General features: G+C 70.8%; 20 protein-coding genes. 7 read left to right on the top strand and 13 right to left on the bottom strand.

The window, feature by feature from the left end; all coding sequences use genetic code 11:
- Positions 1-16: 16 nt before the first annotated feature.
- Genes IEY21_RS02825 through glcF form a run of 4 tightly spaced genes read right to left on the bottom strand, consistent with a single transcriptional unit; the run spans position 17 to position 4,788 of the window.
- Entirely contained in the window at positions 17-1,279 is a 1,263-nt protein-coding gene (locus tag IEY21_RS02825; protein ID WP_188901151.1) for a lactate 2-monooxygenase, read from the bottom strand.
- 31 nt (positions 1,280-1,310) lie between these two features.
- Positions 1,311-1,970, bottom strand: a complete 660-nt coding sequence (locus tag IEY21_RS02830) for a DUF5639 domain-containing protein (RefSeq protein ID WP_188901153.1) — start codon at positions 1,968-1,970, stop codon at positions 1,311-1,313.
- A gap of 54 nt (positions 1,971-2,024) precedes the next feature.
- Positions 2,025-3,455, bottom strand: a complete 1,431-nt coding sequence (locus tag IEY21_RS02835; RefSeq protein WP_188901155.1) for an FAD-binding oxidoreductase — start codon at positions 3,453-3,455, stop codon at positions 2,025-2,027.
- 55 nt (positions 3,456-3,510) lie between these two features.
- Positions 3,511-4,788 (bottom strand): glycolate oxidase subunit GlcF, encoded by a 1,278-nt coding sequence (gene glcF / locus IEY21_RS02840; protein ID WP_188901157.1) that lies wholly within the window; start codon positions 4,786-4,788, stop codon positions 3,511-3,513.
- 218 nt (positions 4,789-5,006) lie between these two features.
- Here glcF and IEY21_RS02845 point away from each other — a divergent pair, with 218 nt between their 5' ends.
- Positions 5,007-6,065 carry an LLM class flavin-dependent oxidoreductase gene (locus IEY21_RS02845; RefSeq protein ID WP_188901159.1) on the top strand — a complete coding sequence of 353 codons (1,059 nt, stop codon included), beginning with the start codon at positions 5,007-5,009 and terminating at the stop codon, positions 6,063-6,065.
- Here IEY21_RS02845 and IEY21_RS02850 read toward each other — a convergent pair.
- The gene (locus IEY21_RS02850; RefSeq protein WP_188901389.1) at positions 6,058-7,230 is read right to left on the bottom strand and encodes an MFS transporter; all 1,173 of its coding nucleotides are present in this window, start codon (positions 7,228-7,230) and stop codon (positions 6,058-6,060) included. The genes IEY21_RS02845 and IEY21_RS02850 overlap by 8 nt on opposite strands.
- A 214-nt stretch (positions 7,231-7,444) precedes the next feature.
- Between IEY21_RS02850 and IEY21_RS02855 the strand changes: the two genes are divergently transcribed.
- The gene (locus tag IEY21_RS02855) at positions 7,445-7,960 is read left to right on the top strand and encodes a hypothetical protein (RefSeq protein ID WP_188901161.1); all 516 of its coding nucleotides are present in this window, start codon (positions 7,445-7,447) and stop codon (positions 7,958-7,960) included.
- A gap of 4 nt (positions 7,961-7,964) precedes the next feature.
- Here IEY21_RS02855 and IEY21_RS02860 read toward each other — a convergent pair whose 3' ends face one another.
- The 6 genes from IEY21_RS02860 to trpC all read right to left on the bottom strand — a co-directional run bounded on the left by IEY21_RS02860 (position 7,965) and on the right by trpC (position 13,034).
- Positions 7,965-8,495, bottom strand: coding sequence for an isoprenylcysteine carboxyl methyltransferase family protein (locus IEY21_RS02860; RefSeq protein ID WP_188901163.1), 531 nt, complete (start codon positions 8,493-8,495; stop codon positions 7,965-7,967).
- 46 nt (positions 8,496-8,541) lie between these two features.
- Positions 8,542-9,474, bottom strand: a complete 933-nt coding sequence (meaB, locus tag IEY21_RS02865; RefSeq protein WP_188901165.1) for a methylmalonyl Co-A mutase-associated GTPase MeaB — start codon at positions 9,472-9,474, stop codon at positions 8,542-8,544.
- Positions 9,475-9,501: 27 nt separating this feature from the next.
- Positions 9,502-10,230: a histidine phosphatase family protein gene (locus IEY21_RS02870; protein WP_188901167.1), complete on the bottom strand. Its 729-nt coding sequence runs from the start codon at positions 10,228-10,230 to the stop codon at positions 9,502-9,504.
- A complete protein-coding gene (gene purM / locus IEY21_RS02875; protein ID WP_188901169.1) occupies positions 10,227-11,306 on the bottom strand; it encodes a phosphoribosylformylglycinamidine cyclo-ligase in 1,080 nt (359 codons plus the stop codon). The genes IEY21_RS02870 and purM overlap by 4 nt, the downstream gene beginning before the upstream one ends.
- Positions 11,293-12,099 (bottom strand): TVP38/TMEM64 family protein, encoded by an 807-nt coding sequence (locus tag IEY21_RS02880; protein ID WP_188901172.1) that lies wholly within the window; start codon positions 12,097-12,099, stop codon positions 11,293-11,295. The genes purM and IEY21_RS02880 overlap by 14 nt, the downstream gene beginning before the upstream one ends.
- Before the next feature lie 110 nt (positions 12,100-12,209).
- Positions 12,210-13,034, bottom strand: a complete 825-nt coding sequence (gene trpC, locus IEY21_RS02885) for an indole-3-glycerol phosphate synthase TrpC (protein ID WP_229752818.1) — start codon at positions 13,032-13,034, stop codon at positions 12,210-12,212.
- A gap of 67 nt (positions 13,035-13,101) precedes the next feature.
- On the opposite strand from trpC, the gene hpt reads away from it, so the two are divergent.
- Positions 13,102-13,635 (top strand): hypoxanthine phosphoribosyltransferase, encoded by a 534-nt coding sequence (gene hpt / locus IEY21_RS02890; protein WP_188901174.1) that lies wholly within the window; start codon positions 13,102-13,104, stop codon positions 13,633-13,635.
- Between the two features lie 80 nt (positions 13,636-13,715).
- On the opposite strand, the gene IEY21_RS02895 is transcribed toward hpt, so the two are convergent.
- Entirely contained in the window at positions 13,716-15,470 is a 1,755-nt protein-coding gene (locus IEY21_RS02895; protein WP_188901176.1) for an ATP-binding protein, read from the bottom strand.
- A gap of 89 nt (positions 15,471-15,559) precedes the next feature.
- Here IEY21_RS02895 and IEY21_RS02900 point away from each other — a divergent pair, with 89 nt between their 5' ends.
- From IEY21_RS02900 to IEY21_RS02915, 4 genes are all read left to right on the top strand, one after another.
- Positions 15,560-15,799 (top strand): KH domain-containing protein, encoded by a 240-nt coding sequence (locus IEY21_RS02900; protein ID WP_188901178.1) that lies wholly within the window; start codon positions 15,560-15,562, stop codon positions 15,797-15,799.
- 2 nt (positions 15,800-15,801) lie between these two features.
- A complete protein-coding gene (gene rimM, locus IEY21_RS02905) occupies positions 15,802-16,386 on the top strand; it encodes a ribosome maturation factor RimM (RefSeq protein WP_229752819.1) in 585 nt (194 codons plus the stop codon).
- Complete coding sequence (gene trmD, locus IEY21_RS02910; RefSeq protein WP_188901180.1) at positions 16,383-17,234, top strand: tRNA (guanosine(37)-N1)-methyltransferase TrmD; 852 nt, start codon at positions 16,383-16,385, stop codon at positions 17,232-17,234. Before rimM ends, trmD begins: the two co-directional genes overlap by 4 nt.
- 94 nt (positions 17,235-17,328) lie before the next feature.
- Positions 17,329-17,931 (top strand): LON peptidase substrate-binding domain-containing protein, encoded by a 603-nt coding sequence (locus IEY21_RS02915; RefSeq protein ID WP_188901182.1) that lies wholly within the window; start codon positions 17,329-17,331, stop codon positions 17,929-17,931.
- 30 nt (positions 17,932-17,961) lie between these two features.
- Here IEY21_RS02915 and IEY21_RS02920 read toward each other — a convergent pair whose 3' ends face one another.
- Entirely contained in the window at positions 17,962-18,144 is a 183-nt protein-coding gene (locus tag IEY21_RS02920) for a hypothetical protein (RefSeq protein WP_229752820.1), read from the bottom strand.
- Positions 18,145-18,290: the final 146 nt, after the last annotated feature.

Raw genomic sequence — 18,290 nt, forward strand, 5'->3', positions numbered from 1 at the left:
GGAGCCCCGGGCCACATCAGGCCAGATGCTCCGCTCCCAGTTCCCCCGCCGAGTGTGCCCCGAGCAGCCCCAGCGTCAGGTCAAATTCAGCCACCACATTGCGGAGGACCTCGCGCACACCCGCCTCGCCCGCCACGGCCAGCCCGTAGGCATAGGGGCGGCCCAGCAACACGGCCCGCGCCCCCAGCGCCAGCGCCTTGGCCACGTCCGAGCCGGTGCGGACGCCGCTGTCCAGCAGCACCGGCAGATCGCCCGCCGCCTCCACCACGCGCGGCAGCATGCTCAGGCTGCCCACCTCGCCGTCAATCTGGCGTCCACCGTGGTTGCTGACGATCACGCCGTCCATGCCGCGCCGGACGGCCTCGCGGGCATCGTCCGGATGAAGAATGCCCTTGAGGAGAATGGGCAGGTCGGTCCAGCCGCGCAGCCGCGAGAGATCCTCCCACTGCAGGTCGGGGCGGGTGTAACTGGCGGTGAAGTGCGCGGCCCCCGCCCGCATCTGCGCCAGAGAGAGGCCAAATTTACGGCCGTGTGCCGCGAGGCTGGCCGCCGTTTTAAGCAGCGCGGGCGAGGGCCGGGGACTGGCCGCCGGACCGCCCACAGCGGCCAGCCGCGAGCGAAACACCGGATCGGTCAGGTACTGCGCCAGCCCCTGCCCACGCAGAAACGGCAGGTTTCCCAGGTCCAGGTCGCGGGGCCGCCAGCCCAGCAGGGTGGTGTCCAGCGTCAGGACGATGGCCTGCGCGCCGCACTCCTCGGCCCGGCGCACAAAGGAGCGCGTGACCTCCTCATCGGTGCCCCAGTACAGCTGAAACCAGCGCGGCGCGTCGCCCATCGCGGCGGCCACCGCCTCCATCGGCTCGGACGCCTGCGAGGAGAAGATAAAGGGCACGCCCATTCCGGCCGCTGCCCGGCCCACCGCCACATCGGCCCCCTCGTGCGCGAGTTCCAGCACCCCCAGCGGGGCGAGCAGCACCGGCGCGGGGTAGCGGTGCCCGAACAGCTCCACACTCAGGTCCCGCGACGCCGAGCCGCACAGCCGGCGAGGCATCAGCTTCACGTCCGCAAAGGCCTCCAGGTTGGCACGCATGGTCCGCTCCGCGCCCGCGCCGCCCGCGAGGTACGCGAAGGCCGGGGCGTCCAGCTTGCGCCGTGCGGCCTCCTGCAAGCGTTCGGGAGCCACCGGGACCAGGGGACGGGCGCCGCTCAGACCGTCCACGAAAATCTGTGTCTGACGGGTGCGGCCAGGGCCAGCCGCCGGGGGAGTGGATTGTGGCATGACGCCAGTGTAGGGGCAGAAGGCCGGGGCCTTACAGACTCGCCGCCATCCGCGCAAACAGCGGCGGCACCGGCGGCACCGCTCCGCCGTCCACCCAGCCGAAGCGGCGGTCCCGCACCGGGCCGCCCGCCCCCACCCCCACGCCGCCGGGAAAATAGACGCTCAGGTTCAGCGGTCCGGTCACGTCCACCGCACCGGGCAGAATTTGCAGCGCACGGTCCACCTGCCGCGCGTGCCCGAAATGCATCAGATGAACGTGTCCGGCCACTTCCCAGGCAAAGCGGGCAGAGGGGTCGGACACTCCGTCCAGCGAACCGGCGGCAGTGACGTGGCGGGCGCTCACCCCGGGGCGCAGGCGCAGCGTGACCTCCAGCGCCTCGCCCAGCGCGCCGAAACTGCCCACGAAGGGCCGCGTCAGGTCATAGCCCTGCACGTTCTTGACCGTCCGCCCCCCCGCGCGCACCACCCGGCCCGAGGGGGCCCGGAAGGTCACGCCCAGCACGTCTGCGCCAAAGAAAAAGGTCTGCCCGAAGCCGCCGCGCGATACCAGACCGCCCACACCTCCGGGCAGTTCCACGGGTGGAAACGGGGGGTACAGGCCCGGCGGCAAGGCCGCGTAGACCTCCAACAGTCCGGTGTTTCCGGAGACCGTGAGGGTCTGGTCGCCGGGCGACAGATCAAGGATGGGCATGGGCAACCTTCAGGGGGGATGGAGCTGCGGAGCGGGGCAACAACAGCGGATGGGTCATGCGTCCTCCGGGTCGGGCAGGATCTTGCCCGGATTGAGGGCCCCCGCCGGGTCCAGGGCACGCTTGACGTTTCGCAGGGCGGTCATCGTTTCGGGGTCCACCGCGTCGCGCATGAACTCGCGCTTCATGGTACCGATGCCGTGCTCGCCGCTCAGGACGCCGCCGTGGCGGATGGCGACCAGGGCGATCTGGTGGGCCAGCAGGTGCACGGCCTCCTCGGATTCCCGGCGCGGATCGAACAGGATGTTGGGGTGCAGGTTGCCGTCCCCGATGTGCCCGAACTGCACCAGCTTGAGGCCGCTGGCGTCGCCCAGCGCGCGGATCTCGCGCACCACCTCGGGCAGCACGCTGCGCGGCACCACGATGTCCTCGTTCATGCGTTGCGGGCGAATGCGGCCCAGTGCGGGGCTGACGCTGCGCCGGGCCTGCCACAACGCGGCGCTCTCGGCGTCGCTGGCCGCGCGGCGAACCTGCCCTCCCGCCTGAAGGCAGGCCGCCTCCACCAGGGCGCGCTCCTCCTCTACCGTGTCCAGATCGTCGCCGTCGGTATCCACCAGCAACACGGCCCCGGCGTCGCGCGGGAGGCCCAGGTGCAGGTAGTCCTCCACCGCGTTGGTGCACGCTCCGTCCATGAATTCCAGCTTGCCCGGCACGGCCCCGGCAGCAATCGCGGCACTCACGGCCTCGGCCACCTGCCCGACCTCGGCGAAGTGGGCCATCAGCGTACGGGTGAACCTCGGCGGCGGCGTCAGGCGCAGCGTGGCGGAGGTGATCAACCCCAGCGTGCCCTCCGAACCAATGAGCAGCCCCGCCAGATCGTAGGCGTCACGGGTCAGGGAGTGCAGTTCGCCCTCCGCGTCCACGAAGTCCAGCGCGGTCACGTAATCGCCGGTCACGCCGTACTTGAAGCACAGCGGGCCGCCCGCGTTCTCGCCCAGGTTGCCGCCGATGGTGCTCGTGCGGAAACTGGCCGGGTCGGGCGGGTAGATCAGGCCGTGGGGCCGCGCCGCCTCGGTCACGGCCAGGGTAATCACGCCGGGCTGGGCCACGGCCTCACGCCGCTCGGGAAAGATCTCCAGTTTCGTCATGCGGGTAAACGAGATGACGACCGCTTCCCTCATCGGGGCCGCGCCGCCGCTCAGGCCACTGGCCGCCCCGCGCCCGACGATGCTCACGCCCGCCCGCCGCGCCGCCCTGACGGTGGCGATAACATCCTCCGTGCTTTCCGGCAACACCACCGCCAGCGGCGTGACCCCAAACTGAATGGCGTCATAGCGGTAACTCAGCCGCTCAGAAAGGTTGGAGAGGACCTTCTTCGGCCCCAGCGAGCGGGTCAGTTCGGCGGCCAGGGCGCTGTCGGTCCCTCCCTCCGAGCGGGGTCTGGGCGCGGGCGAGGTGGTGGTGAGGGCCAGTTTCTCGGGGGTCATGTACGGACCTCGCGCCGGCACAACGGAAGGACCGAAGGGCAGGCATGCCTTCCCCTCACAGCTCGCCCCGGTACGCCCGGTCCAGCACTTCTACCGTGTGCATCACCGGAGCCGCGCTGCCCTGACGGCGCACATGGCTCTGAATCTGGGTGTGGCAGCCGATGTTGCCGCTGGCGATCAGGTCCGGGGCGGTGGACAGGATGTGCCCGGCCTTGCGCGCACCGAGTTGTCCGGCGAGTTCGGGCTGTTCCAGGTTGTAGGTGCCCGCCGAGCCGCAGCACAGGTCACCCTCCGGAATTTCCACGATGCTCACGCCGGGAATCATTCGCAACAGTTCGCGCGGCGCGGCGCGGACCCCCTGCGCGTGGGCCAAGTGGCAGGCGTCGTGGTAGGCAACCTTGAGGGAACGCGAGGCGGGCATGAACGGTTCCAGTCCGCCTTCCCGCACCAGCCCCGCCAGATACTCGCTGATGTCCTGCACCTTGGCCGCGAAGGCCTTCGCCCGTGCCTCGTCGTGCAGGCCGTGCAGGATCACCGGGTATTCCTTGAGGCCCGCGCCGCAGCCCGCCGCGTTGGACAGGACCGCGTCGTAGTCGTCGGGATTGAAGGCATCCAGATTGGCGCGCACCAGCCGCAGCGCCTCGTCCCGCGCCCCGGTGTGCAGCGCGGCGGCCCCGCAGCAGCCCTGGCCCTCAGGAATAACGACCTCGATGCCGTTGCGGGCCAGCACGCGCAGGGTCGCGGCGTTGAAATTGGGCGCGAGGGCCTGCTGCGCGCAGCCGGTCAGAAAGGCCACTCGGCCCCGGCGCGGCCCCTGGGCGGGCGTGACCCGTGGGCTGGGCTGCATGGCCGGCACATGCTCCGGCAACAGGTCCAGCGGGCCGCGCAGCGCGGCGGGCAACGCGGGCGCCAGCGGCTTGGCGTACTGGCCCACGCGGGCAGCCACGCTGAACAGCCGAGGCGCGGGCAGGGCCTTGAGGATGGCGTAGCGTTTGGCCCGGTCCAGTGGACTGCGCCGCCGCTGCGGCTCGCTCCAGCCCCGGAAACTGGTGATCAGCTCGCCGTAGGGCACCCCGCTGGGACAGGCGGTCACGCAGGCCTGACAGCCCAGGCAGCGGTCCAGGTGCGGGGCAGCGTCCAGCAGGTCCAGCCCACCCTCCAGCACCTCCTTCATCAGCACGATGCGTCCGCGCGGGCTATCCATCTCGTCACCCAGCAGCGCGTAGGTCGGGCAGGCGGGCAGGCAGAAACCGCAGTGCACGCAGGCGTCCACGGCATGCGCCATCACCTCGCCCTGCGGTCCCAGCTCCCGTACAGGAATGTCGTTGTTCACGGGGAAAGCCTCACTCGGCCAGCATAGAGGCCCGGACGGGGGGCGAAGGTCATGCGGAACGCCAGAGGGCTAGAAGTGGGCGCGGTCCACGCGGTTCCTCAGGGTCCGGGGCGCTGGTTTCCGGGACTCCATCTGTGGGCAGTCATCTGTGTGCAGTCAAGACCGCTTCGTAACGCAATTCAGAGTTGGACGTGAAAGGCGAGGCGCACACTCGGCCCATGACTTCTTCTCGCCTGCCCCCGCCGCTGCCCCTATCGGTCCTTGACCTGGTGCCCATTGCTTCGGGCTCAGACGTCCCGGCCGCCCTGCGTGAGTCCCTGCGGCTGGCACAGCACGCCGAGGACCTGGGCTACGCACGGTACTGGGTCGCCGAGCACCACAACATGGGCGCGGTGGCTTCCAGCGTGCCGCTGGCCGTGCTGGCCGCGGCCTCGCAGGTCACGCGGCGCATTCGGCTGGGGTCCGGCGGCGTGATGCTGCCCAACCACGCGCCGCTCGCCGTGGCCGAGGGCTACCGCCTGCTCTCGGCGCTGGCCCCGGACCGGGTGGACCTGGGGCTGGGCCGCGCGCCGGGAACCGACGGACGCACGGCACGGGCGCTGCGGGGAGCGGCGGGGCTGCTGGAAGAATCTTTTGAGCGGCAACTGGCCGAGCTGACCGCCTTCGGCACCGGCGAGTTCCCGGCGGGACACCCCTTTGCCGGTACGGTGGCGGCACCGGCGGGACCGGGCCTGTTTCCACCGCTGTGGCTGCTGTCGAGCAGTGGCTACGGAGCGCGGGTGGCCGCCCAGTTCGGCGCGGGACTGGCCTTCGCGTGGCACATCAACCCCGACACGGCGCAGGCGGCAGCGGCGGCGCGGGCATACCGGGCGGCTTTTCAGCCCTCGGCCACCTTTCCCGAAGCGCGGGTGATCGTCGCGGCCAGCGTGATCTGTGCTCCCACCCGCGCCGAGGCCGAGGAGCTGGCGCTGTCCTCGGGACTGATGTTCCTGCGCCTGACGCGCGGCGAGGTGGCCTCGTTTCCCAGCGTGCAGGAGGCCCGTGACTATCCCTATACCCCGCAGGAACGCGCCGTGGCCGAGGCCGCCCGGAACCGCGCGGTGGTGGGAACTCCGGACGAGGTGGCTCAGCGCCTGCATCGGCTGGCCCACGACACCGGCGCAGACGAACTGGTCCTGACCACCATGACGCACGATCCGGCGGCGCGGCGGCGCTCCTACGAACTCGTGATGACGGCGATGCAGCAGCCAGCAGCGGCCGGTCCCGTTCTCAGCTGAACTCGGCTTTTTCCGGCTCGGGCAGGCGGTAGGCGATCACGGCGCTGGGAATCAGCAGGCTCAGGCTGACCAGCGCCGCCGTGGTGGGCGTGGTCGCGTCCGCCAGCATGCCCACCAGAAACACCAGCAGCCCGGCAAAGCCCCAAGAGAAGCCCATCATGATCGAGCTGGCGACCGCCACGTGTTCCGGGGCGTATTCCTGGGCCGTGACCACGCCGACCGGGATGCTCGCATTCACCGCCGCTCCCACCAGGAAGGTCAGTGGATAGAACCACCACTGGCCCGGATTCGACAGGATCAACGCGGCGAAGAAGGGAATGGTGGTGAGGATGGCGGCCCGCAGCACCGGCGTGCGGCCATAGCGGTCGCTGAGCCGTCCGCCCAGGATGCCGCCGAAGGCGCTTGCCAGCGCGTAGATCGCCAGGGTGAGCCCGACCTCGCGCTGCCCGAAGCCGCGGTTGAACAGCATGAAGGGAAGCATGGTGTTGTAGCCCATGCTCGCCAGCGAACGCAGCACCGCCATGCCCCACAGCCATTGCAGCGGTCCCCGGAAGATGCGGACGTATTCGCGCACCCCGAACCGCCGGGCCTTCTGGGTGCCGGAGGGCGTGACCGCAAAGGTCAGCGCCGCGATGCCCACCCCAATCAGCGCGAACCACGGCAGGTGGGTCAGCCCGACCCCGGCGAACACCGGTCCCAGCGCCATGCCCGCTGTGCCCCCCGCGCTGAAGATGCTCGCCCACAGGCCGCGCTTGTCGGGGGGGCTGTTCTGTGCGACATAGGCCGCGCCCGCCGGATGAAAGAAGCCGCTGCCGAAGCCTGCGACCGCCACCAGCAGGATCAGCGCCCCAAACCACGGCACGAACCCCATCAGCGTGAGGCCCAGGCCGGTCAGCAGCGGACCCAGTGCGGCGGCGTAGCGGCGGTCGAGGCCCTCGCCGATGATGCCCAGCACCGGCTGCAGCACGCTGCTCGTCAGGCTGTAGACGCTGCTCAGCAACGTGACGGCAGCGATGCTGACCCCATACTTGTTCTGCAGGGCCGGCATCAGCGGCGTGAGCATCGCACCGTAGGCGTCGTTGATGAAGTGGCCGGCGGTCACGGCCAGCGCAACGGCAGTCGCGTGGCGGGTCAGGACGGTCGGGGTGGTCACGCGGGCCTGCATGTCACGCACCCTACTCCGCGCCGTGCCCGGCAGCATTCACGAATGTCCACTCCGTCCAGCAGGTCGGATCGGCGCGGGGCGATCCGGCCCCCAGCGGCCACGCCGGACACAGCGGCCCGGTCACGGCAGCGTAGCGGACTTGTCCCCTCGAACATGGAAAAGTTCTCAAGGTACGGCAATGAATGCGAAGGATTTCACACGGTATGCTGGAGGAATGCCCTCGCCCCTGCTCGCCGCCGTCTCCCGTCTTCTGCCCAGTGAGGACCGGGTCTTGACTTGGCTGCGTGATCCCCGGCCCCGCGAGCGGCAGGAGGTCACCGAGCAGTTTTCGGTGGTGCTGCGCGAATTCGATGTGGTGATCGGCCTGCCCGACGCGCAGCCGGTGGCGCACGCCCTTTCGCGGCTGCGCGGCACCCCCATGGTCGTGGCCGCCCACAATACCCGCACCGGGCACTGGACCCTGCCTCCCCTGCAGGGAGAGCTGCGCAGCGCCGTGATCGTCACCCACCAGCTGCGCAGCGGCCTGCCCGAGCTGGAGGTGGCGCTGCTCGCCGCCGCCCACGGCTGCGCCGTGCATTCGGTCGCGGCCACGCTGGAGCGCACCAACGATCAGGGCCGCTCCCGGCTGGAGCTGCAGGACATCGTGGTCTACGCGGCGGTGCAGCTCGCCGATACCCCGGAAGGGCTGGCGCTGGAACGGCGCTTTCCCCAGCCCGACACGACCCACTGACCCACTAAAGCTGCGGACCCTGCTGGGCCTGATAGGCCCGCAGCGCCCGTTCCTCGGCAGGAATACGCACCCAGCGCAGCAGCGCGGCGTTGAGCAGGGTGGCCACCAGCGCCGTGCGCCACGCGCCCACGGCCAGCGGCGCGGCGGCCAGCTCTAGGGCCACCACCGCGTAGTTGGGATGCCTGAGCAGCCGGAAGGGCCCCGCCGTGACCCGCGTTCCGCCTGGAACGATCAGGATGCGGGTGTTCCAGTACCGGCCCAGGGTGCGGATGACCCAGTAACGCAGCGGCTGGGCCGCCACGAAGAGTGCCAGCGCTGGCCAGCCCACCCGTCGCCCGCTGGCGCGGCCCTCGACCACGGTGGCGAGCATCCACGCGGGGTGCAGAACGAAGAAAAGGGGGTAATGCCCGCGTCCGTATTCCACCGCTCCGTGTTCGCGGGCCCAGCGCTCGTTCGCGCGGGCCAGCCGCAGCTCCAGCAGACGTTGCAGACTCAGGAATCCAAACAGGTAAGGGGCAAGGGTCCGGGCATTCATGGCCTGAGCCTACCGAAAGTACTGGTGCGGCCGACAGGTCAACCCGTCAGCTGCCCAGCAACTCGTCGGCGGCCGCCTCGGCGTCCAGCTCGCCGCGGGCCACCCGGGCATACACGCCGTCACTGACCTCCCGGGCGCGGCGCAGCAGCCGCTCCTGCACCAGTGAACGCACCTCGAACTCGGCGCGGCGCTCCCGGCGTTCCAGCAGCCCCGCCTCTCCGAGATGGGCGCGGTGCTTCTCGACCGCCTCGATCACCGCTTCCACACCCTCGCCCGAGGAGGCGACCGTCTTGCGGATGGGGGCCATCCAGGTGTGTTCGTCGTGCCAGCCCAGGCCCTGGGCGGCCATGAGTTCGCGGACCGTACGGGATGAATCGGGCAGATCGGCCTTATTCACGGCGATCACGTCGGCGATCTCCATGATGCCGGCCTTGAAGGCCTGCACGCCGTCTCCCCCGGCCGGGGTCAGCACGAGCAGGGTGTGGTCGCATGCGGCGGCCACATCCACCTCGGATTGCCCGACCCCCACGGTTTCCAGAATGACCCAGTCGAATCCCGCGCCCTCCAGCAGCGCGAGCACGCTCATGGTTCGCGCCGAGAGCCCGCCCAGCGCGCCGCGGCTGGCCAGCGAGCGCACGAACACGTCCGGGTCGGCGTGCCAGCGCAGCATGCGGATGCGGTCACCCAGGATCGCTCCGCCGGAATACGGACTGCTGGGGTCGACCGCCAGCACCGCCACCCGCTGGCCGCGCGCCCGCAGCGCCGCGATCAGCGCGTCGGTTAGGGTACTTTTACCGCTCCCGGGACTGCCGGTCACGCCGAGCACCACCGACCGCACTCCCCGCGCCCGCGCCGCCCGCAGCAGGGGCCGAGCGGCGCTCAGGCCGGCCTCCGCCAGCGTAAGGGCGCGGGCCAGGGCGCGCGGATCGCCGGCGAGGTAGCGCCCCGTCAGATCGGAAGCGGTGGACGTGTCAGTCATGCCCTGCCTCCCCCATCACTGTCCTCCTCACTGTGCCTGCCCCAGCACGTCGTCGGCCTCGGTGGCCGAGAGCAGATCTTCCAGGTGGGCGTCGTCGTTGAAGCCGAGCAGGGTGCCGCTGTTCTCGCCGAGCAGGACGCGGGTAATGCTGGTGTTCGTGACGCTCAGACGTGCCCAGGCGCCCTCGGGCACGCCACCCAGCGCCAGCCCCACCGCCACACGCACGACGCCGCCGTGCGTAACCACCAGCACCCGTCCGCCCGGATGACGCGCGCGCAGAGCGTGCAGCGCCTCGCCGCAGCGGCCATACAGGTCCTGCATGCTCTCGCCGCCGGGCCGCCGGGTGGTCCAGGGATCGGCCACCAGCGCCTCCAGATACTCGGGGTAGCGCTCGCGGATGTCCGCGATCACCAGGCCCGACAGCTCGCCCACATCGATCTCGCGCAGGCCAGGAACCTGCTGCACCCGTGGCTGACCCTCCAGCCGTTCGGCCACCGCCTCGGCCGTCTGCGAGGCGCGCAGCAGATCGCTGCTGTACACGGCAGCGAAGTGCTTGCCGGTCAGACGCTCGGCGAGACTGGCCGCCTGCAGAACTCCGATGTGGCTCAGGGGCACGTCCGCCTGGCCCTGATACCGGCCCTCGGTGTTCCAGGTGCTCTCGCCGTGGCGCACCACCCACAGCTCGGCTGCGCTGCGGCGATCGGGCGGCGTGAAGCCAAACGGCGCCAGCCGGGTTCTGGAGGCAGATGGAGTCAAGCGGTGCCCTCGCCGGAGGCCAGGGGCCCGAAGGTCACGCCGCTGCCCGCGATCATCCCGCCGATCACCCAGGGCTGTTCGCCGGCCTGCCGCAGGGCATCCAGGGCCGCCGGCGCGTGGTCTGCGGGCACCATGAACAGAAAGCCCACACCCATATTCAGCGCGCGGAAGGCCTCGTGGCGCTCGACCTGGGCTTCCCGGACGATCAACTCGAACAGGGGCGGCACAGTCCAGGACGCCGGATCGATCTGCATGCCGACGCCCGGCGGAAACACGCGCGGCGGGTTGTCGATCAGGCCGCCGCCCGTGATGTGGCTCATGGCACGCACGTCCACCCCGGCCCCCACCAGGGCGTCGTGGGCCCCCAGGTAGGCGCGGTGCGGCACAGGCAGCAGGGCTGCGAGCGATTGGCCGTCCAGATCGGCACGCTCCTCGCGCCAGTCCAGGCCGTCGAGTGCCAGACGTGCGAGCGAGAAGCCGTTGGTGTGTAGGCCCGCGCTGGGCAGGGCGATCACCACGTCGCCCACTTCCAGGCGTGAGCCGTCGATCAGGGCGGGGCGGTCCACCACGCCCACGACCGTGCCCACGATGTCCAGCTCGCCCTCCACGTACACGCCGGGCATCTCGGCAGTCTCGCCGCCCAGCAGCGCCACGCCCAGGGCCTGACACGCGCGGGCTGCGCCGGTCACCACCTCCGCAACGGTCTCGGGAGACAGCCGGCCCATCGCCACATAGTCCAGAAAGAACAGCGGGCGCGCGCCCTGCACCAGAATATCGTTGACGCAGTGGTTCACGATGTCCTCGCCCAGGCCGCCGGGTTGCCCCAGCCGCACGGCCACCTTGGTCTTGGTGCCCACGCCGTCGGTCGAGGCGACGAGCACCGGATCCTGGAGGCCCGCGAAGGCCGAGGCGCTGAACAGCCCCCCGAAGCCCCCGATGCCGCCCAGCACAGCGGGGGTGTGGGTGCGGGCCACCGCGTCTTTCATCAGGGCCACGGCGCGGTGCCCGGCGTCGATGTCGACCCCCGCGCGTGTGTAGGCGGACGCTCCTGCGGCGTCCCGGTCAGTCTGAGTCATGCGCCTCCTGCTCCCGCGCCCAGGCGGGTACGCGGGGCAGTTTACCCGAGTCCGCGCCGCTCGTCTTGGGCCGGGCGTCCTGTTGGGTCCGGGAAGCGCGTCCCGCGGGTCCATGCGCCCGCCGCGCCATCACCCAGCGCACGAACGCCACCCCACCCACAACCAGCGACATCAGCACCAGCCCCCACGCCAGGCGGCTGGCCGATTCGCTGAGCCACACCACCAGCACCGTGACCGGCAGCACGCCCACGGCGGTCGCGAGCATGAACGGCCGGAAGCCCATGCGCGCCGCCCCCGCCACCAGACTCAGCACCTCGGCCGGCAGCACCGGCATCAGGCGGACAAGCAGGACGCCCTGCGTACCGTGCCGGTTCATGAAGTCATGCGCCTGCGTTCTGGCCCGCTCGCCCGCCAGCGCCCGCACCAGTGGGTCGCCCAGCGCCCGGCCCAGGCTGTAACCCGCCGCCGCGCCCAGCAGCGCCCCGGCGAACACGATGAAGAACCCGGCCACCACACCGTAGGCCCGCACCGTGACCGCCGTGATCACCAGCGAGGGCAACAGCGGAATCACCGCCTGCACCACATAACCCACGAGCAGGGCAACCGGCCCGGCCCAGCCCAGCGACCGCACAAAGGTATGCGTGACTTCCGGGTCCTGGGCGGTGAGGGCCACGTAGGCACGCAGCAAAAAGGCGCGCGAGTCTGGCAGGATCAGCGTCGCCAGCAGCGCTGCCAGCAGCCCACCGACCAGCAACCAGCGCAGGTGACGGGGAGGGGGCAGGGCGGCAGACATCCCGCTCAGTTTAGAGACCGTCCCCATGAGTTACGCCCACCTTAAGTTGAGGTCAAGGCAGAAGTGGGAGCCAGGGCAACGGCCCCACCGGGTCACGCGGCATGCGGGACTCAGGAGGCCATCAACTCGCGCGCCGCGCGGGCCAGGTCTCCGCTGCCGGCCAGGCTGCTGCCCACAAGCACCGCGCCGGCCAGCCCGCGCACGGCCTGAATTTCCCCGGCGCTGCGGTAGCCGCTCTCGGCGACGAGCACGCCCGCAAAGCCGCGTTCGCGGGCCCGCCGAATCAGGCGTGGGCTGACCGCGAGGTCAATGTGCAGGGTGGTCAGGTCGCGGTTGTTCACGCCAATGATGCGGGCACCCGCCGCCAGCGCCACGTCCAGTTCATGCTCGTCATGAACCTCTACCAGCGCGTCCAGGCCCAGATGGTGCGCCGCCGCGAGGTACCCGGCCGTGGCCTCGCCCAGCACGCTGACCATCAGCAGCGCCGCCGCCGCTCCCCACTCGGCGGCCTCGCGCAGCATGGCGGGGTGAACCACGAAGTCCTTGCGCAAGACCGGCAACCCGACCGCGTCCACCACGGCCAGGAGGGCTTCCCGGTCGCCGTCAAAGTGACGCGGCTCGGTCAGGACGCTGATGGCCGCCGCGCCTCCCTGGGCGTAGGCCCGGGCCGCCGCCGCCGGATCAAGCGGAGCAATGGCCCCCTGGCTGGGGCTGGCCCGCTTGACCTCGGCGATCAGGGCCAGCGCGGACGCGTCCGGCGCACGCAGGGCGTTCTCGAAGCGGCGGGAGGCGGGGCGCGGCGGTCCGAGTTCGGGACGGGCGGCGGCGTAGTCGGCGGCCCGCTCATGAACGATGCGGCCCAGCACGCCGGGCACGCGCGCCAGCTGCTGCGGGTCCAGGGGCCGGACGGTGGGCGAAGACAGGGGGCCGGTCACGCGCCGGAGTATACGGGGAGCGCGCGGCGCACGGTGGGGGCTGGGGGCATGTTAGCCTGGGCCACATATGAGTCCCGCCCTCGGCCCCGGCCCCGGCCCCGTGCAGATCACTGCAGATCAGCTTCAGGCCCGCATCCACGAACTCGCCGCCCGCATCCGTGAGGATTACGCGGGACGCGACCCCCACCTGATCTGCGTCCTGAACGGCGCGTTCATGTTCCACGCCGATCTGGTCCGCGCCCTGGACATGCCGTGCACCATGGATTTCCTGCAGGCGAGCAGCTACGGCAACGCCAAGCAGAGCAGCGGCGAGGTGCGGTTGGTCAAGGACCTGCAGTTTCCCATCAGTGACCGCCACGTGATCCTGGTCGAGGACATCGTGGACACCGGCATCACCATGAATTACCTGCTGCACTACCTCGAGGGGCGCGGACCGGCCAGCTTGAAGATCGCCGCGCTGCTGTCCAAACCCAGCCGCCGCAAGGTGGAGGTGCCGGTGGAGTACCTGGGCTTTACCATCCCCGACGCCTTCGTGTACGGCTACGGCCTGGACCGCTCGCAGTACGACCGCAACCTGCCGTTCATCACCAGTCAGGAGTAACCCTGCCCACCACAGACCGGGCCGTAGGCTTGAAGCCACGGTCCGGTCTTTCGGCTGCGGCGGCCACACCAGTTCGGCGCTCACACCAGTTCGTAGGCCGCGTCACGGGTGCCGGTGCCGGTCTTGCGCAGCAGACCCGCCTGGACCAGCCACCGCAGCGTGCGCCACGCCTGCTGCGTGTTCAGGCCACAGGCCTCGCGCAGATCAGCGTTGCGGACCCGGCCCTTCTCGCGCGCCAGCGCCAGGGCGATGGCCCGCACCTCCGCCGCCGAGGGACCACTGCCCGGATCGGGCCGGGGCTGGGCCGGCGCGGAACGCCGCGGAGGGGCGGCGGGCCGCACGCTGGCTTCGGCTTCCGGCGTGTGTACCCGGTCGGGCTCTCTTCCGTGTTCTGCGCTCCGGGCAACCACCTTCTCCCCGCCCAGCGCCATGCGGACCTCGTCGCTGAGGGTATAGGCAATGCCGCGCCCCACACCGCCGCGCACGATCAGGGCGTGTTCCTCCATGCCACGCAGCAGGCGGGGCGTGCGGTCCTCGGGCAACTGCAGCGCGCGGGCCAGCGTGGCGCGGGTGGCCTCGCCCTCACGCGCCAGAAGTGACAGCACGATCAGCATGTCCAGCGAGAGGGTCTGCATCTCTTCTTGCTTGCGGGCCACGAAGCGGGCAAAGTGGGCGTCGAAGCCCGGCGAGTGCAGGGTCAGGGTCACGGCGTCGGCGTAGGTGGTGTACTCGGGCGGCTCCTTGCCGTGCCGCAGCAGCAGCGAGTACATCTTGTCCACCCCCACCCCGGCACGCTCGACCAGGCCCAGGCGCGACAGCACCTCGGCGAGCAGCGGATTGCGGCGCTTGGGCTGGTGGCGCAGGATGTTGCCCGGCGTGATGCCGCCCGGCAACCCGCCGGGGTTCAGGATGTCCAGCCGCTCGGGATGGTGGTGGACGTGAACGGCATCGCGCAGGGTGTAATCACGGTGCGTGAGGGCGTTGAGCAGCGCCTCGCGGTACACCGCCTCGTCCTGATCCCAGACCTCGATGCGGAACAGGCCCACCTGCACCGGCGTAAAGCGGTTGCGGGCCTGAATCAGCTCCGCGAGGCGGGTCAGCAGCGCCGGAATGGGCCGCAGCAGGTCCTCGCGGAACTGGAACTCGGCCTCCGAGTTGACGTGGTGGTAAAAGCAGACCTCGGCCTGGGGCACGTGCGCGCGCAGGGCGGCGGGGGTCCCGGCAAGCAGGATGGCCGCCAGCGTGGGCCGCAGCGCTCCGCCGCTGGGCACGAGCAGGCCCAGTTCACGCAAAAAGTCCAGATCGGGCAGCCCCGAGGCGCTGATGCGCCGGCCCAGGCCGCGCAGGCGGGCCACCTCCCCAGGATCCAGATCGGCCAGAGAGGCGTCGGGCGGTACGGTGGCCGTGTAGTCCTGATCGGCCTGCGGCTCTCCCTCGGCGGGCGTGACCGGCACCAGATGGGCTCCGTCCCAGGCGATCACGGCCCCGTCCGGCGCGGCCAGCACATAGGGGGCCTGCGGCACGAACACCGCGAGTACCCGCGCGCCCCCCGGCAGGCGGTGGTGCTGCACGTTCACGGTCAGCCGCCCACCCGAGAGCTCGAAGATCGCGTGCGTCACCATCAGCGGGTGCAGCTCTCCGGCGTCGCGCTCTGCTGCCTCCTGTCCCACGAGATCGGCCCCCACGAGCAGCGTGCCGCCGCGCGCGTTCGCCAGCCCCACGGCGTAACGGGCCAGTTCCTGTGGGGTCACGTTCAGGGGAAGATGCACGCAGGTCGGCCCCGTCGGGGGCAGCACCCCCAGGGGCGAGATGGCCTGTCCGGCATCGAGAGTCACGGCCAAGGAGTATACAGGGCCAGGGTATACCGGGTCAGAAGGCGGGGCGGCGGGGCGACCGCCACGCGCCCCACGCTAGAATGCCCGGCATGAAGAGCGATCCCGCCGATCTGACCCTGTTCCTGTCGCAAAGTGTGGTGGATCAGCCGTCTCTGGTCCGCGTGTCCCGCCGCGGGCCCACCGTGCTCGTACGCGTGGCTCCGGGCGAGGAGGGCCGCCTGATCGGCCGTCAGGGCCGGGTCATCCAGGCCATCCGCACGCTGGTCCGCGCGGCCAGCGATCCCCGCGAGCGCGTCAACGTGGACCTCGACGCGCCGCGCAAGGGATAAACGTGGCAGAGACCGAAACTCTGCCGGCCGGCGAGGGCCGCACGCGCCTGGGCCACTTCCTGGGACCGCACGGCGTTCAGGGAGGCGTCAAGGTGTACGTGCTGGGCGACCCCAGCCAGTTCTCGGCGCTGCGCCGGGTCTTTGTGGAAGGACGCGGCTGGCTGCGCATCCGCCGGATGGATCCCCTTGCGCCGGGGGTGGCGCTGCAGCTGGCCGGCATCAGCACGCGCGAGGGGGCCGAGGCGCTGCGCGGCCTGAACGTCTATGCCGACGACGCCGAGCTGCCCGTGCCCGAGGAGGGCGTGTATTACTTTCATGAGTTGCGCGGCCTGAATCTGCTGGACACGGACGGCGCGGTGCTGGGAACGGTCACGGAGGTGGTGGACGCCGGACATCAGGACCTGCTGGTGGTGACGCATGCGGCGGGCGAGTCCTTTGTGCCGCTTCAGGCACCGTACGTCACGGTGGACCTGAATATGGGCGGCCGCCCGGCTTCCCTGACCCTGACGGCCGACGCCCCGGCGGGCCTGCTCGGAGAGGCCGACGACGGGCCATACGACGGGGCGGAGGAACCCGGCACGTCATGACCGACGCCCCTTGCGCCCCTGAAACCGCCGACGCCCCCCTGACCTTCTCCTTCCTGACCCTGTTTCCAGAGCTGCTGGCCCCCTTCACCCAGGAGGCGATCCTCGGCAAGGCGCAGGCACGCGGGCTGGTGGACGTGCAGCTGGTCAACCTGCGTGACTTTGCGGGCAACCGGCACCACAAGGTGGACGACACGCCGTACGGCGGCGGCGCGGGCATGGTGATCCGGGTGGACGTGGTGGAGCGGGCCCTGGACAGCCTGCCCCCGGCGGACGAGGTGATCCTGTTGTCCCCGGCGGGCGAGCGCTTCACACAGGCGATGGCCGAGGAATTCTCGGGCCGCCGCCACCTCGCGCTGCTGTGTGGCCGCTACGAGGGCTTCGATGCCCGGACCGAGGGACTGGTCACGCGGGAGGTCAGCGTAGGCGACTTCGTGATGATGGGCGGCGAGGCCGCCGCCGCGTGCATCCTGGAAGCGGTCGCCCGCCTCAGACCCGGCGTGATCGGCGACCCGGATTCGCACCGCGCCGACAGCTTCAGCAGCGGCCTGCTGGACTATCCCGAGTACACCCGCCCCACCGAGTGGCGCGGCCAGCCGGTGCCTGAGGTGCTGCGCGGCGGCAACCACGGTGCGGTGGCCGCGTGGCGCCGGCAGCAGGCGCTGAGCCGCACGCTTTCGCGGCGCCCCGACCTGCTGCCGGCGGCGCCGCTGACCCCCCAGGACACCCTCAGCCTGCTGGAGCTAGGAGCTTCGGCCGAGCAGTTGCAGGCCTGGGGCGCCCCCCCACCTCCCGCCCCGAAACGGCGGCGCCGGCGCAAACCGGGCGGGCCGGTTCCAGACCCGGAATGAGCCCGCCGCGCGCCCCCGGACCCGGTAGAACAGGGGATTATTGTGGGGTGCGCTCAAGTCATGCCCCCTGCCGGGGCGCACCATGACCTCAGCCATGACCGTTCCCCTGTTTCCGCTGCCCAACCTGGTGCTGTTCCCGGGCGTGGTTCTTCCGCTCTATGTCTTTGAACAACGTTACCGCTCCCTGCTGGCCGACACCCAGGCCAGCGGCGAGCCGTTTGGAATCGTGCGGATTCTGGAGCCGTCCGAACTGTCTTCCCGCCCGCTGCACGAGCGGGTGTCCACCGTCGGCACGCTGGCCCACCTCAAGGAGGCCCAGACCCACGAGGACGGCACCAGCACCATTGTGGTGGTGGGCGGAGAGCGCTTTCAGGTGCGCGGGTTCGAGTTCAGCCGTCCGTACCTGAGCGCCGAGGTTGACCTGTGGCCGCTGGAAGCCAACCCACCCGGCGAGGAAGCCGTGGTGGAGGCCAGTGTCCGCCGTCTGCTTGCCGATCTGACCCGGCTGCGGCCTGCCGATGACGCCCTGATCCGCGAGCATGCCCCCGAGGACCCGCTGCTGCTTGCCAGCTTCGCCGCCGCCCTGCTGCCCATCGGCGGCGAGACGCGGGAAAGCGCCCTGCGTGCCCCCACGCTGCTTGAGCGCCTGGACGTGCTGCTGAGCGCGGTGCCCCGCAACCTGAAGCTGATGAATTAGGGGCTTTACCCCGCAGGGCAGACATGCGCCTCAGCGCCCCCGTTCCAGACGCTCCTGCCGCTGCATGGGCATGGTGTCGATCAGGGTGGCGTGGCCGTAGCTGGCCACCACCCGCAGGTCCTGCACCTGCAGTTCGGTGTCCTGGTGCCGCACCTCGGCCAGATAGGCGGCGGGCGAATGGTGGACGATCAGGATTCTCTCCCGGCCCAGCACGCCCGACAGCGCCCACGGCTGACCCCATGAGGTCTGCAGGACAAAGGAGGGAGCGGCGGCCAGACCAGGGCCGAGGATCAGGCTGGCCGCCAGCGTAAGAAGCCGGGGTCAGGTGGGGCATCCTGCCAGTCTGTCCCCGCACGTGG

The sequence above is a fragment of the Deinococcus aerophilus genome (genome assembly GCF_014647075.1).
In the GTDB taxonomy this organism is placed as follows: Bacteria; Deinococcota; Deinococci; order Deinococcales; family Deinococcaceae; genus Deinococcus; species Deinococcus aerophilus.

What these genes read in the sequence shown, in the direction of transcription:
- IEY21_RS02825 (WP_188901151.1), bottom strand. Translation starts at nt 1,279, where the DNA reads ATGCCACAATCCACTCCCCCGGCGGCTGGCCCTGGCCGCACCCGTCAG.
- IEY21_RS02830 (WP_188901153.1), bottom strand. Translation starts at nt 1,970, where the DNA reads ATGCCCATCCTTGATCTGTCGCCCGGCGACCAGACCCTCACGGTCTCC.
- IEY21_RS02835 (WP_188901155.1), bottom strand. Translation starts at nt 3,455, where the DNA reads ATGACCCCCGAGAAACTGGCCCTCACCACCACCTCGCCCGCGCCCAGA.
- IEY21_RS02845 (WP_188901159.1), top strand. Translation starts at nt 5,007, where the DNA reads ATGACTTCTTCTCGCCTGCCCCCGCCGCTGCCCCTATCGGTCCTTGAC.
- IEY21_RS02850 (WP_188901389.1), bottom strand. Translation starts at nt 7,230, where the DNA reads ATGCAGGCCCGCGTGACCACCCCGACCGTCCTGACCCGCCACGCGACT.
- IEY21_RS02855 (WP_188901161.1), top strand. Translation starts at nt 7,445, where the DNA reads ATGCCCTCGCCCCTGCTCGCCGCCGTCTCCCGTCTTCTGCCCAGTGAG.
- IEY21_RS02860 (WP_188901163.1), bottom strand. Translation starts at nt 8,495, where the DNA reads ATGAATGCCCGGACCCTTGCCCCTTACCTGTTTGGATTCCTGAGTCTG.
- meaB (WP_188901165.1), bottom strand. Translation starts at nt 9,474, where the DNA reads ATGACTGACACGTCCACCGCTTCCGATCTGACGGGGCGCTACCTCGCC.
- purM (WP_188901169.1), bottom strand. Translation starts at nt 11,306, where the DNA reads ATGACTCAGACTGACCGGGACGCCGCAGGAGCGTCCGCCTACACACGC.
- IEY21_RS02880 (WP_188901172.1), bottom strand. Translation starts at nt 12,099, where the DNA reads ATGTCTGCCGCCCTGCCCCCTCCCCGTCACCTGCGCTGGTTGCTGGTC.
- hpt (WP_188901174.1), top strand. Translation starts at nt 13,102, where the DNA reads ATGAGTCCCGCCCTCGGCCCCGGCCCCGGCCCCGTGCAGATCACTGCA.
- IEY21_RS02900 (WP_188901178.1), top strand. Translation starts at nt 15,560, where the DNA reads ATGAAGAGCGATCCCGCCGATCTGACCCTGTTCCTGTCGCAAAGTGTG.
- trmD (WP_188901180.1), top strand. Translation starts at nt 16,383, where the DNA reads ATGACCGACGCCCCTTGCGCCCCTGAAACCGCCGACGCCCCCCTGACC.
- IEY21_RS02915 (WP_188901182.1), top strand. Translation starts at nt 17,329, where the DNA reads ATGACCGTTCCCCTGTTTCCGCTGCCCAACCTGGTGCTGTTCCCGGGC.